Source organism: Amycolatopsis sp. NBRC 101858 (assembly GCF_030269325.1).
GTDB lineage: Bacteria > Actinomycetota > Actinomycetes > Mycobacteriales > Pseudonocardiaceae > Amycolatopsis > Amycolatopsis ponsaeliensis.
This window is the reverse complement of the sequence record NZ_BSTD01000004.1, coordinates 454,378-474,150: the sequence shown is the minus strand read 5'-3', so window position 1 is coordinate 474,150 and position 19,773 is coordinate 454,378. Positions and strand designations below refer to the sequence as shown.

Annotated in this window: 16 protein-coding genes and 1 pseudogene; 10 read left to right on the top strand and 7 right to left on the bottom strand. The window is 72.2% G+C overall.

Features of this window, described 5'->3' with window-relative positions; genetic code table 11:
* Window positions 1-66: 66 nt before the first annotated feature.
* The 6 genes from QSK39_RS30975 (at window position 67) to QSK39_RS30950 (ending at window position 7,430) form a co-directional block, all read left to right on the top strand.
* Window positions 67-1,302 carry a PucR family transcriptional regulator gene (locus QSK39_RS30975; RefSeq protein ID WP_285481382.1) on the top strand — a complete coding sequence of 412 codons (1,236 nt, stop codon included), beginning with the start codon at window positions 67-69 and terminating at the stop codon, window positions 1,300-1,302.
* Between the two features lie 59 nt (window positions 1,303-1,361).
* Entirely contained in the window at window positions 1,362-2,396 is a 1,035-nt protein-coding gene (locus QSK39_RS30970) for an aldose epimerase family protein (RefSeq protein WP_285481381.1), read from the top strand.
* Between the two features lie 166 nt (window positions 2,397-2,562).
* The gene (locus QSK39_RS30965; protein WP_285481380.1) at window positions 2,563-3,276 is read left to right on the top strand and encodes a transporter substrate-binding domain-containing protein; all 714 of its coding nucleotides are present in this window, start codon (window positions 2,563-2,565) and stop codon (window positions 3,274-3,276) included.
* Between the two features lie 133 nt (window positions 3,277-3,409).
* The gene (locus QSK39_RS30960) at window positions 3,410-4,993 is read left to right on the top strand and encodes an AMP-binding protein (RefSeq protein WP_285481379.1); all 1,584 of its coding nucleotides are present in this window, start codon (window positions 3,410-3,412) and stop codon (window positions 4,991-4,993) included.
* 436 nt (window positions 4,994-5,429) lie between these two features.
* On the top strand, window positions 5,430-6,524 hold the full coding sequence (locus tag QSK39_RS30955; RefSeq protein WP_285481378.1) for a J domain-containing protein: 1,095 nt from the start codon (window positions 5,430-5,432) through the stop codon (window positions 6,522-6,524).
* A gap of 204 nt (window positions 6,525-6,728) precedes the next feature.
* Window positions 6,729-7,430, top strand: a complete 702-nt coding sequence (locus QSK39_RS30950) for a LysE family translocator (RefSeq protein WP_285481377.1) — start codon at window positions 6,729-6,731, stop codon at window positions 7,428-7,430.
* 47 nt (window positions 7,431-7,477) lie between these two features.
* On the opposite strand, the gene QSK39_RS30945 is transcribed toward QSK39_RS30950, so the two are convergent.
* Complete coding sequence (locus tag QSK39_RS30945) at window positions 7,478-9,937, bottom strand: M14 family zinc carboxypeptidase (RefSeq protein ID WP_285481376.1); 2,460 nt, start codon at window positions 9,935-9,937, stop codon at window positions 7,478-7,480.
* Window positions 9,938-10,147: 210 nt separating this feature from the next.
* Between QSK39_RS30945 and QSK39_RS30940 the strand changes: the two genes are divergently transcribed.
* Entirely contained in the window at window positions 10,148-10,798 is a 651-nt protein-coding gene (locus QSK39_RS30940) for a DUF998 domain-containing protein (protein WP_285481375.1), read from the top strand.
* Here the strand turns inward: QSK39_RS30940 and QSK39_RS30935 are convergent.
* The gene (locus QSK39_RS30935; protein ID WP_285481374.1) at window positions 10,786-11,643 is read right to left on the bottom strand and encodes a LysR family transcriptional regulator; all 858 of its coding nucleotides are present in this window, start codon (window positions 11,641-11,643) and stop codon (window positions 10,786-10,788) included. The two genes, QSK39_RS30940 and QSK39_RS30935, sit on opposite strands and share 13 nt — an antisense overlap.
* Before the next feature lie 68 nt (window positions 11,644-11,711).
* Between QSK39_RS30935 and QSK39_RS30930 the strand changes: the two genes are divergently transcribed.
* A complete protein-coding gene (locus tag QSK39_RS30930; RefSeq protein ID WP_285481373.1) occupies window positions 11,712-12,680 on the top strand; it encodes an EamA family transporter in 969 nt (322 codons plus the stop codon).
* Between the two features lie 46 nt (window positions 12,681-12,726).
* On the opposite strand, the pseudogene QSK39_RS30925 reads toward QSK39_RS30930, so the two are convergent.
* Window positions 12,727-13,095: pseudogene (locus QSK39_RS30925) on the bottom strand (ester cyclase); the annotation flags it as partial.
* Window positions 13,096-13,176: 81 nt separating this feature from the next.
* Between QSK39_RS30925 and QSK39_RS30920 the strand changes: the two are divergent.
* Both QSK39_RS30920 and QSK39_RS30915 read left to right on the top strand, forming a co-directional pair.
* Complete coding sequence (locus QSK39_RS30920) at window positions 13,177-14,481, top strand: cytochrome P450 (protein ID WP_285481932.1); 1,305 nt, start codon at window positions 13,177-13,179, stop codon at window positions 14,479-14,481.
* Window positions 14,478-15,119: a TetR/AcrR family transcriptional regulator C-terminal domain-containing protein gene (locus tag QSK39_RS30915; RefSeq protein WP_285481372.1), complete on the top strand. Its 642-nt coding sequence runs from the start codon at window positions 14,478-14,480 to the stop codon at window positions 15,117-15,119. The genes QSK39_RS30920 and QSK39_RS30915 overlap by 4 nt, the downstream gene beginning before the upstream one ends.
* A 1-nt stretch (window position 15,120) precedes the next feature.
* On the opposite strand, the gene QSK39_RS30910 is transcribed toward QSK39_RS30915, so the two are convergent.
* From QSK39_RS30910 to QSK39_RS30895, 4 genes are all read right to left on the bottom strand, one after another.
* Window positions 15,121-15,768 carry a GTP pyrophosphokinase gene (locus tag QSK39_RS30910; protein ID WP_285481371.1) on the bottom strand — a complete coding sequence of 216 codons (648 nt, stop codon included), beginning with the start codon at window positions 15,766-15,768 and terminating at the stop codon, window positions 15,121-15,123.
* A gap of 314 nt (window positions 15,769-16,082) precedes the next feature.
* Complete coding sequence (locus tag QSK39_RS30905; protein ID WP_285481370.1) at window positions 16,083-17,390, bottom strand: hypothetical protein; 1,308 nt, start codon at window positions 17,388-17,390, stop codon at window positions 16,083-16,085.
* Between the two features lie 203 nt (window positions 17,391-17,593).
* Window positions 17,594-18,469, bottom strand: coding sequence for an LLM class F420-dependent oxidoreductase (locus QSK39_RS30900; protein WP_285481369.1), 876 nt, complete (start codon window positions 18,467-18,469; stop codon window positions 17,594-17,596).
* 63 nt (window positions 18,470-18,532) lie between these two features.
* Window positions 18,533-19,672 carry an adenosylhomocysteinase gene (locus tag QSK39_RS30895; RefSeq protein ID WP_285481368.1) on the bottom strand — a complete coding sequence of 380 codons (1,140 nt, stop codon included), beginning with the start codon at window positions 19,670-19,672 and terminating at the stop codon, window positions 18,533-18,535.
* Window positions 19,673-19,773 lie beyond the last annotated feature (101 nt).

Sequence of the window (19,773 nt, the reverse complement as noted above, 5' to 3'; positions counted from 1 at the left end):
GGCGGTTGCCAATCTCGTTTTCGTGTGCGTACATGACCTTCGCGACGATGCGGAAAAGGGGTGGCCATGACCCGGACGATCAGCGTCCCGCACCCCCGTGGCACCGGCCGGGCGCACCAGCTGTGGTGCTCGCTGCCGACCGAGCTGGCGCGGCGGTTCCGGCCGCACGCCGATCCCCTGTCCCGGCGGATCCTCGAAGAGATCCAGCGGGCCGTGCCCGAGTACGCCAAGCCCCTCGAAGGCGAGTTCGGCAAGATGATCGTGCTGGCGATCGAGCGGGCCGTGCTCAGCTGCATCGACAGCATCGACGCGCTACCGTCCACAGAGGACGACTGGCCGAAGTTGTTCCGGGAGGTCGGAAAACGCGTTCACCACGACGGCGGCAGCCTGAACTCGCTGCAGGCCGCCTACCGCGCGGGCGGGCGCGCGGCGTGGCGCTACTTCGCCGAGCTGGGCCAGGCCCACCGCTTCCCGTCGGCCGTGCTGTGCGTCGGCGCCGAGGCGATTTTCGCTTACGTGGAAGAGATTTCGTCGTACTCGGTCGAGGGGTACACGCTGGCGCAGGCGATGGCGACCGGCACGCTCGAACGCCGTCGCCGCCGGCTGCTCGAACTCCTCCTGGCCAGCCCGCCGTCGTCCCCGGCGACGATCGCCACGATGGCCGAGGCCGCGAAGTGGACCATGCCGGAGTGGGTCACGGTCGTCGCGCTCGACCCGCGCAGCGACCAGCACCTGACGCCGGCCCCGCAGGTCGCCGACGACGTCCTGCTCGACCTCGAAGGCACCGAGCCCTGCCTGCTGACCCCGAACCCGGACCGCGACCTGCGCGGTCTCGAAGGCCGGCTGCCGGGCTGGCGCGCGGCCGTCGGCCCGCGGGTCCGGCCGGCCGACGCGGCGACGTCGGCGCTGTGGGCGCGCCGCACGCTCGACCTGGTCCGCCGCGGGCTGGTCGGCGACCACGCGGTGACGCACACGGCCGACCACCTGGCGACGCACTGGCTGCTGCTGGACCGGTTCCTGCTCGACCAGCTGTCGGCGAAGACCCTGGCGCCGTTCGCGGGCCTGACGGTGAAGCAGCAGGTCCGGCTGGCGGAGACGTTGCTGAGCTGGCTGGAGCACAACGGGAACACGCCGGACATCGCGCAGGCGCTGGGCGTGCACCCGCAGACGGTCCGCTACCGCGTGAGCCAGCTGAGCGACCTCTTCGGCGACCGGCTGGCGGATCCGGCGCAGCGGCTGGAGATCCAGCTGGCCCTGCGGGCGCACCAGCTGCTGGGCACGCCGCCGCCGGGCGAGCACTGACCCTTGACCGCGCGGCGCCGTCTCCCGCATCCTGTTAGCGCTAACAGGGAGGCTCGCCGATGACGCGCACCGAACTCACCCGGGAGCTGTTCGGGCGCGCCGGCGGCACCGACGTCCACCGGTACACGCTGTCCCGGCCCGGCGGGCTCACCGTCCGGGTGCTCGACTACGGCGGCGTCATCCAGTCGGTGGAAGCCCCGGACCGTTCCGGGCGGCGGGCCGACGTCGTCCTGGGGTACCCCGACCTCGACGGGTACGTCGCGAACAACCGGCCCGGCGCCCCGCGGGTCTTCCTCGGCGCGGTGATCGGCCGGTTCGCCAACCGGATCGCCGGCGGCGCGTTCACCCTCGACGGCGTCCTGCACCGGGTGCCGGTGAACGACGGGAAGAACAGCCTGCACGGCGGCCCGGAGGGGTTCGACACGCGGGTGTGGTCGGCAACCCCGGTCCGCGACGGCGTCCGGCTCAAGCTGGTCAGCCCGGACGGCGACCAGGGCTACCCCGGCCGGCTCACGGCGGAGGTGACGTACCGCCTCGACTCGCGGCTGCACATCACGTACCGCGCGACCACGGACGCGCCGACGGTGGTCAACCTGACCAACCACACGTACTGGAACCTGGCGGGCGGCGGCACGGTGCACGACCACACGCTGTCGATCGCCGGCAGTTCTTACTGCCCGACCGACGAGGACCTGATCCCGGCGGGCGACCCGGCGCCGGTCGAGGGGACACCGTTCGACTTCCGCGTCCCGACCCCGATCGGCGCCCGCGTGTCGGCTCCTGACCCCCAGCTGGCGATCGGTGGCGGTTACGACCACAACTGGGTCCTCGACGAGGGAGCACCGTTCGCGGCCCGGGCATGGGAGCCGACGTCCGGCCGGCTGCTGACGATGTGGACGACCGAGCCGGGGCTGCAGTTCTATTCGGGCAACTACCTGGGTAGTCCCGGCGCGGGGTTCGCGCTGGAGGCCCAGCATTTCCCGGACTCGCCGAACCGCCCGGACTTCCCGAGCACGGTGCTCCGCCCGGGCGAGGTGTACCACCAGGAGACGGTCTTCGAGCTGACGACGGCGGAGGAGCTGCCGACCGTGTGAGCGGTTCGCCCGCGCCGGCGGCCTTGGGCAAGACTCGCCCGGCCGGAGCGAGCGACATCGCGCGGCCAGCAACGTCAGCGGCATCCACCCCGCGGCACCACCCCGCCGGTGGTGTGGGCGACATTTGGCCTGCTCTCGGGGGTGCTCGGCGTTACCCTCGCCGCTCATGGGAGATCTTTCCGCTGACCTCGCGCCCACCGGTGTGCTGCGTGCCGCCATCAACCTCGGGAATCCCGTGCTTGCCCACGGGACCGCGGCCGCGCCCGGTGGGGTCACCGTCGACCTCGCTCGCGAGGTGGCCGGGAGGCTCGGCGTGCCCGTGGAGTTCGTCTGCTTCGATGCCGCCAGGAAGTCGTTCGAAGCGCTGACCTCGGATGCCGCCGACCTCTGTTTCCTCGCGATCGAGCCCGCTCGCGAGGCCTCGGTGGCCTTCACCGCGCCGTACGTCGTCATCGAAGGCGTGTACGTCGTTCCCGAGGGTTCGCCGTTGCGCTCGCCCGCGGACGTCGACCGGCCGGGCGTCCGGATCGGCGTGAAGCAGGGTTCGGCCTATGACCTGTTCCTCACGCGGACCCTTGCGCACGCGACGGTCGTGCGCGGTCCCGACGGGGTCGTCGCGTTCGAGGACCAAGGGCTCGAGGTGGCCGCCGGGATCCGGCAGCCGATGACCTCCTATGTGGCCGAGCACCCCGGGACGCGGGTGATCCCGGAGCGGTTCATGCAGATCCAGCAGGCGGTCGGAACGACGCCGGATCGCCGTCCGGAGACAGTGGCGTTCCTGCGCGAACTGGTCGAGGAACTGAAGGCGAACGGGTTCGTCGCCGACGCGCTGCGCCGCGCGAACCAGCCGGACGCCACGGTCGCGCCGCCCGCGGAGTAACTCTGCGCGTTCCCTGGTCGACGGAGGGGTATCGCTTTCTCGTCGCTGCCGTCAGGAGTGCGGCATAGCGTCTTCTCGACGGTCGCAACGAGTGCTACGTTTCCTACGGTCCAGGTCGAACCGAGGAGCTGCGATGAGGCTTTCTCCCAGCGCTCACACCGACTCGTTCTGCCGCGACCGGCTGCCGCCCGGAGACCAGTGGCCGCGGCTCGTCTTCGACCTCCCCGAACTCGGCTACCCCGACCGGCTCAACGCCGCCACCGCCCTGCTCGACGGTGCCGTCGACCGCTTCGGCGCCGACCGGCCGTGCCTGCGTTCGCTCGACGAGACGTGGACCTACGGCGAAGTGCTCGCGCGCGCCAACCGGATCGCGCACGTCCTCACCGCCGACCTCGGGGTCGTCCCCGGGAACCGCGTGCTGCTGCGCGGCGCCAACACGCCGTGGCTGGCGGCCTGCTGGCTCGGCGTCCTCAAAGCCGGCGCCGTCGCCGTCTCGACAATGCCGATGCTGCGCCGCCACGAACTCGACAAGATCGTCGACCGAGCACGGCCTGCCGTCGCCCTGTGCGACGAGCGCCTGCTCGACGAACTACCGCCCGGACTGCCCGTCGTCGCCTACGGCACCGACCTCGCCGGACACTGCGCGCGGCACCCGGCGACCTTCGACGACGTGCCGACCGCCGCCGACGACGTCGCGCTGCTCGCCTTCACCTCCGGCACCACCGGGACACCCAAGGCGACGATGCACTTCCACCGCGACCTGCTCGCCATCGCCGACACGTTCTCCCGGCACGTCGTCCGCCCCACCGCGGACGACCTCTTCTGCGGCACCCCTCCCCTCGCGTTCACCTTCGGCCTCGGCGGCCTCCTCGTCTTCCCGCTGCACGCCGGCGCGTCCACGCTGCTCCTGGAACGCGCCACACCCCACGAGCTGGCCTCGATCGTCGCCGAGCGATCGGTGACCGTGCTGTTCACGGCACCGACCGCCTACCGCGCGATCCTCGGCTCCGGCGACGGGCCCCTTCTCAAGGGCGTGCGCCGTGCCGTCTCCGCCGGCGAAGCCCTGCCGGCGGCCGTGGCCGAGCAGTACCGCGGCCTCGTCGGCCGCCCGCTCATCGACGGCATCGGCAGCACGGAGATGCTGCACGTCTTCATCTCCGCGGCCGACGACGCCGCCCGCCCCGGCACCACCGGCACCGTCGTACCCGGGTTCCGCGCGGCCGTCCTGGACCTCGACGGCGCACCCGTGCCCGACGGCACGCCCGGGCTGCTCGCCGTGCAGGGCCCCACCGGCTGCCGCTACCTCGAGGACCCGCGGCAGGCCGACTACGTCCGTGACGGCTGGAACATCACCGGCGACACCTACGTCCGCGAACCCGACGGCTACTTCCGGTTCGTGGCGCGCAGCGACGACATGATCGTCTCCTCCGGTTACAACATCGCCGCTCCCGAGGTCGAAGAAGTGCTGCTGAGCCACCCGGACGTCGACGAGTGCGCGGTCGTCGGCACGCCCGATCCGGACCGGGGCGCGGTCGTGACCGCCTTCGTCGTGCCGCGGCCCGGCGCCACGCCGGGCCCGGACCTCGTGCACGCCCTGCAGGAGCACGCCAAAGCCGTTGCGGCGCCGTACAAGTACCCGCGCCGGGTGCGGTTCGTCGACGCGCTGCCGCGCAACGCGAGCGGGAAGCTGCAGCGCTTCCTGCTGCGCGAGCGGTGACGGGGGTGACGGGCCCGCTGCCGAGGTGGGGTGGCGGTGGGCCCGTCACGTCTGGGGAGTGCCGGGGGCATGCCTCCATCGTAGCCGCGGATTCGAACACCTGTTCCCGTCCCTTCGGGTGAATTGCGACTACGGAAAGTCGCCATCACCCGAGCAATTCTCGCCGTTACAACACTTCCGAGTGACATTAAGTCCTCAATGGACACTCGCGGACCACGGCAAACACGCCGGAAACCCGATCGGGACACCCGCCACGCGGCAGGCCGAAGCCGGGTGGATCACGCGGGCGATCGTCCCGCCGTCACCGGCAGAACTCCTGACACCGCACTGACCTGCGCCGGAGGACCATCACCCCGACGTGCCGCCGAGGCGGTGGCCGGCCCGGAAACCGGGTCCCATAAAGTCTTCGCGCAGCCATCCGGAGGTGAACGCCCGCGTGCCCGACGTCGACTACTACGAGGTGCTCGGCATCCGCCGGGACGCCACGGCGGCCGACGTCAAGACGGCCTACCGCCGGCTGGCGAAGACCATGCACCCGGACGGCGGCGGCACCGTCGGCACGTTCCGGCTGCTCCGCGAGGCCTACGACGTCCTGAGCGACCCCGTCGCCCGCACGCGGTACGACTCCGGCGGCGCGACCGTGGTGGCCGTCCCGGTCCGGCCGCGGCCCCGGCGGCGCTTCGGCGACGAGCCCGGGTTCGTCCCCGACCTGCCCGACCTCGACGCCGAAGACCTCGGCTGGTGGCACTTCGCCGGGCAGGACACCCGGATGCGCCACGGCCGCCGCCGCGGGCCCGGGCACACGCCGGTCGTCGCCGCGGTGGGCGGGATGGTGCTCGTGCTGCTGCCGCTGGTCACCGGGGTGGGGTTCAGCACGCCGGTGCTCATCGTCTGGCTGCTGCTGACCGCCGGTACCGCGCTGCTCGTCCAGCGCCTGGCCCGCGGCTACCTGCGGGCGAACAAGGCGCGCGAGGCGTACGCGGAGGAGTTCGGCGGCCGCACCGTGTTCGGCGCCCCCGGCACCGAGCGCGACGAGCTCGCCGAGCGTCTCACCGCCGACCTGCTCGAGGGCTACCTGACCCGGCTGCCGGGCGCGCGGATCTTCCACGGGCTCGCGTGGCCGGGCTCGGTGTTCGCCGACGTCGACCACGCGGTGCTGTGCGGCAAGCGGCTGGTGCTGATCGAGTCGAAGCTGTGGCTGCCCGGCCATTACGAGACGGCCGAGGACGGCAGGCTGCTGCGCAACGGCCGGCCGTTCCGCGGCGGCGGCAGCAGGCTGGCCGAGAGCCTCGCGGCGTACCGCGACCTGCTGCCCGGCGTGGCGTTGCGCGGCGTGATGATCGTGTACCCGAGCCGCAGCGGCGACCTGACCACGGCCGACCCGGGTGACCTGCCGGCGGCGCCGATGACGCCCGAGGAGTTCCTGCACGAGATCGGCGAGTGGCTGGCCGCGGACTCGTCCACTGTGGACCATCAGGCACTGCGGACGATGCGCGACCAGGTCGTGGGCGGCGGCGGCCGGGCGGCTTGATCCCGGCCGGGGTGAGCTTTCGCTGCACCGGCACGAGCCGAAGGTCGGCTCGCATACCTGGAGGGTCGGCTCGCGTACCTGGAGAGTCGGCCCGCGTGCCTGGAGAGTCGGCTCGCGCACCCAGAAGGTCGGCTCGTGGGGCTGGGAGTCGGCTTGTGGGCTGGAGGGGCGGGGCGTTGTGCGGAGGCGTGCGAGGGTGGGTGCGTGAATCCCGCCGCCACGTTGGGGACCGTGCTGCTGGCCTACCTTCCCGCGGCCGTCTCGCCCGGCCCGAACTTCGTGCTCATCGCGCACACCGCCGCGGCCGGTAGCCGGCGGGCAGCCGTGGCCGTCGCGCTCGGGGTGGTTGCCGCGGGTGGGGTGCTGGCCGCCGTTGCCGTCTTCGGGCTGGGTGGGGTGCTCGCCCGGCTGCCTTGGCTGGCCGCCGCCCTGCGGGTGGTCTGCGGCGGCTATCTCGCCTGGCTCGGTGTGCGGTTGTGGCTGCGAGCCCGCAAGCCGAAAGCCCCGGAAGCACCGGATGGGGCGGCCGACCGCGGCGGCGAAGCCACCCTGCGCACCTCCGGCGCCGGCGAGGCCACACCGACCCGACCCGGCAAAGCCCCGCCGGGCCGCGGGCAGCCGCACCACTTCCGCCGAGGCGTCCTCAGCAACCTGACCAACCCCAAAGCCGCCGCGTTCTTCGGCAGCGTCCTCACCGCGACGCTCCCCCCGGCCGAACCCACCGCCGTCAAAGCCGCAGCCGTCGCGCTGATCCTCCTCACCTCGGCCGCCTGGCACCTGAGCGTCGCCCTGCTGTTCTCCGCCCCCGCCACCCAGCGCTGGTACGCCCACGCCGAACCCACCCTCAACCGCGTCGTCGGCACGATCCTCGTGGTCCTCGGCGTCGCCCTCGCCGCAACGCCGTGAGGGCCTCCCCGCCCGAAAGCGAAGAGGCCCCACGATGCGAAACGAACCTACCGGACCCCACCCGAAGCACGCTGCTTCTGCGCGTGCGCGGAGCGGGTGCAGACCTCGCCGACGTCGACCGTCTGGCCGCGGTCGGCGTACACGTCCGCCACGCCCACGAGCTGGCCCTTCGGCGACGTGCACGTCAGCTGGTAGGCCTCCTTGGGCCCGTACGTCGGCGGGATCGGCGACGCGAACGACACGTCCCCGCTCCAGTCGTCGACCGTGGCCGGGTCGGCCTGGTCGTAGTTGACCACCACGGCGCGGTAGTCGCCGGCCGGCGGGTCGAACAGCACGGCGTGCTCGGACGTCGTGCCGCCGTTCGCCGACGAGCTGACCAGGTTGCCCGCCGCGTCGTAGATGAACAGGTCCCAGTCCGTCGCGGTGCTGGCCCAGTTGATGTTCACGCTGAACTTCCCGTTGTCGACCTGGGGCAGGCCGTTGACGTGGAAGGTGAACGAGTCACCCGCCGGGTCCGCCGGGTAGTTCTGGTTGATCGGCGGCACCCCGGCCGGGTTGGTCACCGGGATCCCCTGCTGCGCCGGGCCCTGCGGGTCACGCCCGTAGCGGCCGGCGACGTAGGGCCGCGTCGACGGGTTGACCGACCACGCGAACCGCCCACCGGTCGTGGTGAACTTCGAGTTCAGGTCGTCGGTGACGTAGATCGGCGGCTTGGTGGAGCCGTCCGGCTGGATCACCGGCGACGTCGGCGTCTGGAACGTCTTGTGCAGCTTGAGCTGGTAGCCCTTCGGCGCCGAACCGATCAGCGTCGAGTGCTGCTGCGGGTCGGCCGCGCTGCCCAGCTGGTCCAGGAACGCCTGCCGGTTGCCGCCCTTGCCGGCGCCGGCCGCGGGGGCCAGGCCCTCGTACTCGGCGACGACGCTGTCGGCGTAGGGACCGTGGAAGCCGTTGCCGCCCACCTCGATGGTGAAGCCCCAGCCGCCGGTGGCCCAGTACGACCAGTCCTCGGTGCTGCCGGTGGTGTCGTACAGCGCCCAGCTCGGCTGGCTGGTGTAGCCGTTGCGCGACGCCATCTTGTCGCCGAGGGCCTTGTAGGCCGGCTCCTCCAGCGGCGGCCGGACGTCGGCCACGCCCGGCGGGCGCAGCACCAGCGCGGCGACCGTGTGCATCGTCATCAGGTTGGTCACCTGGCGCGAGGACACGATCGAGCGAATGTTGCGCACCTCGGGCTCACTGAACGGCGCGGACCCGCGGAAGGTGTCACCGCTCCAGGCGAGCTCGGCGCCGGCGCCGCCCCAGAAGCCCGCGTAGTTGCGGTTCGGGTCGGTGCCGCGGACGCGGCCGCCGGGGTTGGCCTTGCAGACGCCGGTGGCGTACTGCGGCGGCGAGTCGTTGACGTTGCAGTTCTTGCGCTTCATCTCGTAGTCGAACCGGGTGAAGTCACCCTTCGGCTCGGCCTCGCGGGAGATCTCGAAGCCGTCCGGGTTGACGATCGGCACGATGATGTTGCGGGTCTTGCCGACGAGGCTGCGGATCGAGGCGTCGCGGGAGTACCCGTTGATCAGCTCGTACGCCCACTCGATGACGTGCTCGGCGGCCGGCCACTCCCGGGCGTGGTGCACGCCCATGGTGAAGTTCACCGGCTTGCCGTCGGTGATGTTCTTGACGTCGGACGCGATCTCGATGCCGACGACGTCACGGCCTTCCCAGGTCGACTCCGGCATGGTGAACGCCGACACGAGGCCCGGGTTCTTGCGGGCCAGTTCCTTCAGCTCGTAGTTGTAGTCGTAGAGGTGCCGGTAGGTCGTGCGCCCGGACGGCAGCGCCGAAGCGGCGGTCTTCGCGGCGTACTGGCGGTCGGTCTTCGCGTCCTGGACCGACTTGGCCGAGAGGTCGGCTTCGATCACCTTCGACTTGAAGCCGCTGTTCTTGAGCACCTGGCGGTCGGCGTCGTCGGCGAGGACGACCTCGATCCCGGTCGCGTCACCCTTCTCCGTGACGTCGAGGCCGAGGGTGTTCAGCTTGTTCTTGTCGGCGCGGGTCGGCGTCTCGACCCGGACCAGCTCCGCCTTCTGCGCGGTGGTCGGCGTGCCCTGCGGCGTGAGCGCGAGGAAGTCGACGCCGAGCTGGGCCTGGCCGGCCGAGCCGCCGTAGCGGCAGCCCTGGACGACGAGCTGCTGGCCCTTCTTCACGAAGCTTTCGGCGAGTTCGTGGGTGCGCAACGCCGTGGAAGCGGCGACCACCGCACCGGTCGTCTTGTCGAACACGGCGACGTCCCAGTCGCCTTCGGCGCCCGAAGTCGGCTTCAGCCGGGCCTGGACGAGTCCATCCACTGTGGACGTCAGCTCGCGGCGATCGGTGCCCGCGGTGCCCTTGGGCTGCACTTTCGCGAAGCACGAGCGTGGTACCGACTTGTCGGCACGCAGGATGTTCTGGGCCGCGCCGGCGGTACCGGCCGGTAACGTGACGAACGCCGCCGCCAGCGCCACGACCGAAGCCGCCAGCACCAGTCTTCTTGGTGAATTCCCCACAGGCAAAGGACCTCCTCGACGAGACCGGCACAGCACGGACGTACCGGTAGCGAGTGACCGTAATGGACGAAAACCGGCTACGGTAACCGCCGTAAGTCGTACAGCCTTGACCCTGTTTTCACACCAAGGTTCGCCCGAAAGGACATTTCACCGGGAGTTCAACCACCGGTCGGCTACTGTCGGTTCATGGTCACGGTCCCTGCGCGACGGACGTCGCTCGCGGTCTCGCTGAGCGGAATCGCCGCCCTCGTGCTCGGTGCCGCGCTGGTGCTGCTGCTCCAGGTCATCCCGCCGACCGACGAGATCAGCGCGACCCGCCGCACGATCAGCGAATACGGGCTGTCGGACCACAAATGGGTGTTCGACCTCGCGGTGATCCTGGTGGCGCTGGGCTCGGCGGCCGGGCTCGCCGTGCTGCACAGCCAGCGCCGGCTGCCCGTGCCCGCGGCCGTCCTGGGTACATTGTGGACGGTCGGCTTGCTGGTCATCGTGGCCTTCCCGAAGCCGGACTGGGCCACGGTCTCGCGCTCCGACTTCGGCGGCACGCTGCACCGGATCGCCAGCGTCGTGGCCTTCGTGGCGCTCCCGCTGACGGTGCTGGTCGCGGCGCGCACGGCGTTCCCGGGCTCCCCCGGCCGCCGGTGGCTGGCCCGCGTCCTGGCGATCGCGTCACTGGGCTGGTTCGCGGTGATCCTCGGCGCCGTGGTGGTGGCCGCGGTGGACGGCGGCCGCTGGTGGACGCTCATCCCGCTCGGCCTCGTCGAACGCGGGATGGCGCTGACGGAGCTGGTCGCGTTGGGCGTCTTGCTCGCTCCAGCGCGTGCTCAGGAGCGGTAGAGCTCCGTCAGGAGGGCGGCGGCCAGGTGCGTCGCCGGGTGCGCGTCGTGGTGGCGCCAGATCAGCCGGACCGGGACGCGGTCCGCGGCGCGCAGCGGCCGGTAGCGGATGCCGTCGCGCCGGTACTGCGCCGCGGTCGCCTCGGGCGTGACGCCGACGCAGCGCCCGGTCGCGATCGCCGCCAGCCAGTCGTCGATGTCGTGCGTGTACTCCACCGCGGGCCGGGCGCCTTCGGGCCACAGGTCCAGGGTCGTGGTGCCGGTGCGCCGGTCGACGACGAGCGTGCGGTCGCCGAGCTCGGCGAACCCGATCACGCGGCGCCGCGCCCACGGGTCGTCGGACGCGAGGGCGACGACCCGGCGTTCGTGCCCGATGAGCACGTGGGAGTACCGGCGCGTGTCGACGGCCGTGCGGACGACGGCCAGGTCGCAGCGCCCCTCGGCCAGGCCGCCGGTCGCCGTGTTGGTCCGCACCAGCTGCAGTTCGACGTCCGCGTAGCGGTCCTGCCAGCGCCGTTGGAACTCCGCGGTGTGGCGGCCCACCGCCGACCACGCGTGCCCGAGCCGGAGCCGGGTGTGGCCGGTCGTGACCTCGTGCACCAGCGTTTCCGCGTCGGCCAGCAGGACCCGTGCCCGGGCGAGGACGGTGACGCCGGCCGTGGTGGGCTCGACGGTCCGGCTGGTGCGGTGCAGCAGCCGGACGCCGAGGATCCGCTCCAGCGCGAGCAGCGTCCGCGACACCGTCGCCTGCGAGACGCCGAGTTCGAGCGCGGCGTCGGTGAAGCTCCCGGTGTCCACGACCGCGACGAGGTGCCGCAAGTGACGCAGCTCCAGCGAGGCATCCATGCGCCCAGCGTATAGCTGCCGTGTCGGATGCATTTTGCGTATGCGGCACCGGCGCTGATAGTCGGGGCATGACAAGCGAAGGACGCCGGCGCGGGGCCGCGCTGATGCTGGGCAGCGGACTGTCCAACCAGGTCGGGGCGTCGGTCGCGGCCCTGGCCTTCCCGCAGCTCGGGCCGGCCGGCGTGGTGGCCGTCCGCCAGTGGGTGGCGGCCGCGGTGCTGCTCGCGACCGCCCGGCCGCGGCTGCGCGCGTTCACCGCCGCCCAGTGGCGGCCCGTCCTGGCCCTGGCGCTGGTCTTCGGGACGATGAACCTCTCGCTCTACAGCGCGGTCGACCGCATCGGCCTCGGCTTGGCCGTCACGCTCGAGTTCCTCGGCCCGCTGGCCGTCGCCCTCGCCGGGTCACGACGGCGGGGTGACCTGCTGGGTGCGCTGGTCGCGGCGGCGGCGGTCGTCGTCCTGGTCCGGCCGAGGCCGAGCACCGACTACCTGGGCATCGGCCTGGCGCTGCTCGCGGCCGCGTGCTGGGCGGCCTACATCCTGCTCAACCGCGCGGTGGGGGCGCGCATCCCCGGCGTCGCGGGCTCGGCGGCGGCCGCGGGCGCGTCCGGGCTGGCGTACGTGCCGGTCGGTGTCTGGGCGATGATCGCGCACCGGCCGGGCCTCGGCGCCGTCCTCGCCGCGGTGACCGCCGGCGTCCTGTCGTCGGCCGTGCCGATGCTGGCCGACCTGCTGACGCTGCGCCAGGTCCCCGCATCGGTGTTCGGCACGGTGATGAGCGTGAACCCGGTCCTGGCGGCACTGGTCGGCCGGGTGGTCCTCGGCCAGCGCCTCGACGCGCTCTCGTGGGCGGCGATCGGCGTGATCGTCGCGGTCAACGTCGTCGTGGTGGTCAGGCCTGCAGCACCGGTTCCGTCGTCTCCGTCAGCCGAGGGTCCGGCTTCGCCCCCGACATCGCCAGGAAGCCCCGTGCCACCCGGAGCAGCAGCGGCCAGTTCTTCGGGTTCTTCTTGTCCACCCCGCCGATCAGCTGCTTGAGCATCGAGAGCGTGTCGAAGTAGATGCGCTCGCACACCAGCTTTTCCTCGGCGTCGAACACGAAGTAGGCCGTCATGCGGACGCGGAAGCGGGACCCGGTCGCCGGGATCGCGCCGAACGGGCCGAGGTGCGTGCCCAGCAGCCAGAACTCGACGACGACGGCGTCGGCGCTGTGCCGCAGCGCGATCAGCTCGTGGTGCTGGTCGGGGAACGCGGTGCGGGTGTCGTGGTAGTAGCCGCGGACGGCGCCGTCGCCGTCGTGGACCGTCATCGTCGCGATCACTTCGTAGTGCGGGTGCGGGAACGTCGAGAGCGTGGCGTCCCAGTCCTGGGCGACCTCGTCGCGGAAGTGGTCGAGCACCAGCTTCTGCCGGGCCGCGAGGACTTCGGGTGCGGGGATGTCGAACTCGGTCATCGACGCTCCTTCGATCTACAGTGTAGGTAATCGACGATAACCTACACTGTAGGCACGCTGAAGGAAGGGGACGTCGTGACGGTGCTCGACGCAGCTCTGGCCCGGGCGAAGCCCGCCATCCGGTGGAGCCTCGGCCACGCGCTCCCCCGGACGGTGCTGCGCCGCGAAGCCCGGAAGGGCGACCTCCAGGGCCGGATGGTCGTCGCCGCGGCCGAGGGGCACGACCTCACCGGGCTGTTCGAGGAGATCCGCGCGGCCGGCCCGCTCGCGCGCACCCGCTTCGGCTGGATGACCACCACGCATGCCGCGGTCCGGGAGGTCCTCTCCAGCGACGACTTCCGCGTCGGCGTCATCGGCTCCGACGGCTCGCCGCTCGGCAGGCTGGTCGAATGGTCGGCCGGCGAGCACCTGCACCCGGTGCGGCCGCCGTCGCTGCTCGCCGTCAACCCGCCCGAGCACACGCGCTACCGCAAGCTGGTCACCGGCGTCTTCACCGTGCGCGCGGTCGAGCAGTTGCGCGGGCGCGTCCAGGAGATCGCCGACGGCCTGCTCGACGGGCTCGACCCCGGCCGGCCGCTCGACCTCGTCGAGTCCTACTGCGGCCTGCTGCCGGTGACGGTCATCAGCGAGATCCTCGGCGTGCCGCCGTCCGACCTGGGCAAGGTGCTGTCACTGGGTGCGGCGGCCGCGCCCAGCCTCGACCTGGGCCTGGGCTGGCGCACGTTCCGCGACGTCGAGACCGCGCTGGGCGAGTTCGACACCTGGCTCGGCGAGCACCTCGACCACCTGCGCAGGCACCCCGGAAAAGACCTGTTCAGCAAGCTCGTCGCGGCCCGCGACGACGGCGTCGGCCTCACCGAGACGGAGCTGAAGTCCACGGCTGGCCTGGTGCTCGCGGCCGGCTTCGAGACGACCGTCAACCTGCTCGGCAGCGGGATCGCCCTGCTCGCGGCCGACCCGGAGCAGCTCGCCGTGCTGCGCGAGCGGCCGGAGCTGTGGGGCAACGCCGTCGAGGAGGTCCTGCGGTACGACCCGCCGGTGCTGCTGACCGGCCGGCTCGCGACGCGCGCCACCGAGGTCGCCGGGGTGCCCCTGCCGCGCGGGGCACTGGTGACCACGGTGCTGGCCGGCGCGAACCGCGACCCCGGGGTGTTCACCGACCCGGGCACCTTCGACGTCACGCGGGACGGCGCGCGCGACCACGTGGCGTTCGGCGCCGGGCGCCACCACTGCCTGGGCGCTTCGCTGGCGCGCATGGAGGGCGAGATCGGGCTGCGGACGATCTTCGACCGGTTCCCCGGCCTGCGCGTGCTGCCCGGCGGCCGCCGGCGGGAGACGCGGATCCTGCGCGGCTACGAAAGCCTGCCCGCGGTGCTCTCGTCGTGACGACCCGGCGGGGCCGTCCGCCCAAGGACGCGGACGTGTTGTCGCGCGCGCGGATCCTCGAGGAGGCGCTCGCGCTCGTCGACGAAGAAGGCTTGGCCGCGGTGAGCATGCGGAAGCTCGCGCGCCGGCTCGGCGTCGACCCGATGAGCCTGTACAACCACGTCGACGGCAAGGACGCCCTGCTCGACGGCGTCGCCGAGGTCCTGCTGGCCGCGATCCCGGCGCCCGTGGCGGGAACGGGCCTGCGGGAGACGATGTCCGCGCTGGCGCACGGGTTCCGGGCCGCGATGCTCGGCCACCCGCGTGCGGCGCCGCTCGTGCTGACCCGCCGGCTCGCGTCGATGACGGCGCTCGCCCCGGTGGAGGCCGTCCTCGGTCCCCTGCTCGCGGCCGGTTACCCGCCGGACCGCGCGGTGCACGGGCTGCGCGCGGTCCTGGCGTTCCTGATCGGGACGCTGATGCGGGAGGTCGACGCGGCGCCGACGTTCAGCGGTACCGGCGACCGGGCTCGGCTCGCCGATCTCTCGGCGTCCGGGCTGCCCGCCGTCGCCGCGGCGGCGCCGTACCTCGCGGTGTGCGACCACGAAGCGGAGTTCGAGTTCGGGCTGGGCATCCTGCTGGACGCGCTGGCGCCGTGACTCAGCGGATGCGTTCGTGCAGGGCGGCCATGCGGGCGTCGAGGTCCGCGGCCGTCCGGGCCGCGGCGGCCAGCTCGCCGGCGAAGTCGTCCGGGACGCTGTCGGCGTACTTGTAGGACAGCTTGTGCTCGACCGCGGCCCAGAAGTCCATCGCGATGGTGCGCAGCTGCACCTCGACCTTGACCTTCTCGACCCGGTCGGACAGGAACACCGGGATCCGCACGATCAGGTGCAGGCTGCGGTAGCCGTTCGCCTTCGGCTTCGCGATGTAGTCCTTGGTGCGCAGCAGCTCGACGTCGTCCTGGGCGGTGAGCATGCGCGCGACCTGGTGGACGTCGGAGACGAACGGGCAGACGACGCGGATGCCGGCGATGTCGTCGAGCACGTGGGCGGCGGCGATCCAGTCGTCACCGAGGCCGCGGCGGTGGACCTTCTCCTTGATCGCCTCCGGCCGCTTCACCCGGCTCGTGATGTGCTCGATCGGGTCGTGCTGGTGGACGAAGTCGAACTCCTCGCTGAGGATCCGCAGTTTCGTCATCAGCTCTTCGATGGCGAACTTGTACATCAGCAGGAATCGCGGGAGCTGCCCGGCGACGGCGAGCTCGTCGGCCGCCTCCCGCAGGTCCTCGGCCGCCGGATCGGTGGTCACTGAAGCCTCGTGCTGTCGTCGGTCGGTTGGGCACTCCAGGTTACTGCGCTCCCCCGGATCAACGAGCACCGGCGGGCCGGAGTTCCCGCCGGTCACCGGATCGGGTCAGGGAAGCCGGCGGGCAGCTCGGCCGGTCTTGCGGGTTCGGTTCGGCCGGGTCGGTGAAGAGCTGCAGGTGCCGGGCGTGTTCCGTGCGGATCGCTTCGAGTGCCGCGGCCGGTCAGGGTGGTGATCCGCGCCCCCGGTTTCGTGCTGGTGGTTCGTGTTGTCGGAGGGTGTGCACTGGCCCGCCGCCGGTGCACACCCTCCTGGTCTCACTTGCCTTCGGTGGCGGTTTCGGTGGGGCTGTCGGTTGCGCTCGCGGTGCCGGTTGCGGTCGCGTTGTCGGCCGAGGCGGCCACGCACTTCTCCGCTACCGCGGCCGCCGCTGCCTGCTCGGCCGCGTTGTCGGCGTTCTTGTTCTTGCCCTTGGCTTTCTGCTGGCCGTCGCCCTTCTGCTCGGCGGCCATGCCCTGCTGGTCCGCGGCCGCGCCGGCGTCGGCGGTGGCTTGGGTGACGCAGTCGAGGATGGCGGTGCAGTCCTGCGCCGAGACGGCGTTCTGAGCCGCGGCTTCGCCCTGCGCTGCCATGCCCTGCTGGTCGGCCATGCCGTTCTCGTTGGCCATACCATTCTGGTCGGCCATACCGTTGCCGTTGGCCATACCGTTCTGGTCGGCCATGCCGTTCTCGTTGGCCATGCCGTTCTGGTCGGCCGCGCCGTTCTGGTCGGCCATACCGTTCTCGTTGGCCATGCCATTCTGGTCGGCCATACCGTTGCCGTTGGCCATACCGTTCTGCTTGGCCATGCCGTTCTGCTTGGCCGCACCCTTGTCCTCGGCCATGCCGTTCTCGGCGGCCATGCCGTTGGCGTCGGCGGCGCCCGCTGCCTGGGCCACGCACTGCTGGACCACGTCGCAAGCCTGGACCGCCGCCGCGTCCTGAGCAGCGGCGTCGGCCGCGTCCTGCTGGCCGGCCATGGCGTTCTCGTCGGCGGCGCCGTTCTCCGCCGCCTTGCCCTTCTGCTTCGCCGCCTTGCCCTGGCCGGCGGCTTCCTGCTGGTCGGCCATGCCGTTGGCGTCGGCCATGCCGTTCTCGGCGGCCGCGCCGTCACCGGCGGCCATGCCGTTGCCGTGGGCCATGCCGTTGCCGTCGGCCTTGCCGTTCTGCTGGGCGGCCTTGCCGTTCTTGGCCTTGCCCTTGGCCATGCCGTTCTCGTCGGCCTGCGCGGCCGCGTCCTGCCCGGCCGCGTCGGCGATCGCCGCGCACTGGGTTGCCACCGCGTTCGCCGCGACCTCTCCCCCGCAGCCGGCCGCCGCGCGGCGCTGCTGGATCTGGTCGACCACCGCCTGGCGGTTGGCGATGCGGGCCGCCGACTGGGCGTCCGGGGCCGCCTGCTGGCCCGCGATGAACGTGAGGTTGTTCTGCAGCGCCGTGTCCAGGCCGCCGCAGCTCTCGGTCGCCGCGTTGCTCGCCGGGCTGCTGAGGGCGATCGCCGTCGCCGTCGCCCCCGCGACTCCCAGCAGCGCCGCCAGCCCGATCGTGGCCTGTTTGCGGTGTCGTCCGGTACTGCGTGCGTGGGGCATCAGCCCCTCCTCTCTGGTCGCCACCTCACCACGGCACACGGCGCGTCGCCGCGAACGGTTCACCGCAAAGGGAAAACGACTTCAGAGAGTCCACTGTGGACGAAGAGGGCAGGAGACACCCGGAACCGGCGGCCCGCCGGTTCGCCCCCTGACTACCAGAGCCGAGGTAACCGGGAAGTAAACCCGCGGGCCGGAGGCCTTGCCTACCCGAGCTCGGCCAGCTGCGGCACGGCCGGCGCCATGCCCTCGATCCACGCGGCCGGCGAGCCCGTGGTCGGCGTGATGATCGCCGTCTGCACGCCGAGCTTCGCGTAGTCCGCCATGGCCCGGACGAAGTCGTCGCGGGTCTCCGGCGTCGGGCGCGGGTTGTTGGCCAGGACCGTCTTGCGGATCTCGTCGTAGTCGCGGCCGACCTCGTCGCAGTGGCCGCGCAGCACGTCCAGCTTGTGCGCGACGTCCTCGGGCGAAGACGCGAAGAGGTTGCACGCGTCGCCGTACTGCGCGACGAGCCGCAGCGTCTTGCGCTCCCCGCCGCCGCCGATCAGCACCTTCGGCCGGTGGATCGGCTGGGGCGAGCACAGCGTCTCGGCGAGCTGGTAGTGCTTGCCCTCGAACGGGCCGTTGTTCTCCGGGTCCCACATCTGCCCGCAGATGCGCAGCGTCTCCTCCAGCCGCTCGAACCGCTCGGCGATCGGCGGGAACGGCACGCCCATCCCGCGGTGCTCGCGCTCGAACCAGGCCGCGCCGGCCCCCAGCACGGCCCGGCCGCCCGAGAGGACGTCGAGGGTGGTGACGATCTTCGCGAGCAGGCCGGGGTGCCGGTAGGTCACGCCGGTGACGAGCAGGCCGAGCTCGATCCGGGACGTGTGCGCGGCGAGGAAGCCGAGGGTGGTGTAGCCCTCCAGCATGTTCGACTCGGCGGGCAGGCCGGTCGGCTCGATCTGGAAGTAGTGGTCCATGAAGGACAGCCAGGTCGCCCCGGCCTCCTCCGCGGCGCTGCCCACCCGGGCGAGCTCACCGGCGATGGCGGTGGTCCCGCCGTCGATGTCGAAGATGGGGAGGTGGAAACCGAGCTCCATGAAACGTTCTCCTGACGTGCGGTCGGCGTGCCCCTCACGCTAGAGCCTGGAGCGCGCTCCAGGTCAAGCGAGCAGCCGTGCCACCAGGTCGGTGGCTATCCGGTGCTCCAGCGGTGGCGGGACCGGCTGGACCTCGGCGGCCAGCCCGCCCGCGGCCACCGCCGCCAGGCTGCGGACCTGCAGCGTCAGCCCCAGGTCCATGGCCTGGATCGAGTTCCCGTTCGCCGCCGTCAGGTTGAGCATCCGGCCCTGGTCGAGGATGACGATCTCGCGGCCGTCGGCCTGCACGTGCCCGACCCGGCGGCCCGGTTCGCCGTAGTCGACCGTGCGGACGGTTGCCGCCCGGAGAGCGGCCGCGTCGATCTCCCACGCGAAGTGCCCGACTCCGGCGATCAGGGCGCCGTCGGGCAGGGCCGCCAGCTCCGCGGCGCCGACGACGCCCGGGGCGCCCGTCGCGGTGAAGACCGCCTGCGCGCCGGACAGGACCTCGGCCGGGGAGCCGACCCGGTGACCGTCCAAAATGGCCTGGAGCGCGCGCATCGGGTCGGTGTCGCACACCGCGACCCGCGCGCCGAGGCGCGCCAGGGTGTCCGCGACGCCCTTGCCGCACGGCCCGTAGCCGAGCACCGTCGCGCGCAGGCCCGGCACCATCAGGTTGGTGGCGTTGAGGAATCCCTGCACGACGCTCTGGCCGACCCCGAACTCGTTCTCCACCAGCAGCTTCAGCCGCGAGTCGTTGATGACGACGACCGGGTGGCGCACGCGCGCCTCGCGCAGCCGCAGGCCGCCGGTGGTCGTCTCCTCGGTGCCGCCGAGGTAGCCCGCGGGCGTGCCGGATCGCAGCAGCGACAGCGTGAGGTCGGCGCCGTTGTCGAGCGTGAGGTCCGGCTCGCACTCGAGGACCTTCGCGACGTTCCGGGCGTGCGCGGCGTCGTCGTCGGCGCGGCGGGTGTGCACCCGCACGTCGAGCGCCCGCAGCGCGTCGGCGACGTCGTCGTGGGTGGTGCCGGGCGAGCCGGTCAGCGTGATCTCGACACCGGCACCGGCCAGCAGGGTGACCAGGGCCGCCGTCTTGGGCTCGACGTGCAGGCACATCGCCAGGCGCCGGCCGGCGAGCACCGGCGCGGTCTCCTCGACGGCGGCCGCGGTCAGCGGCATGTGCTTGAGCGCCCAGCTGGTTCCGGCGTGGAGGGATGAAGACATGACTTTCCTTACGGTTGAAGAAAAAAGGACCCGGAGCGGGATCGGTCAACCGTAGAAGTCGCAGCGGTAGGAGTGGTCGCCGAAGATCGGCGCCACGAGTG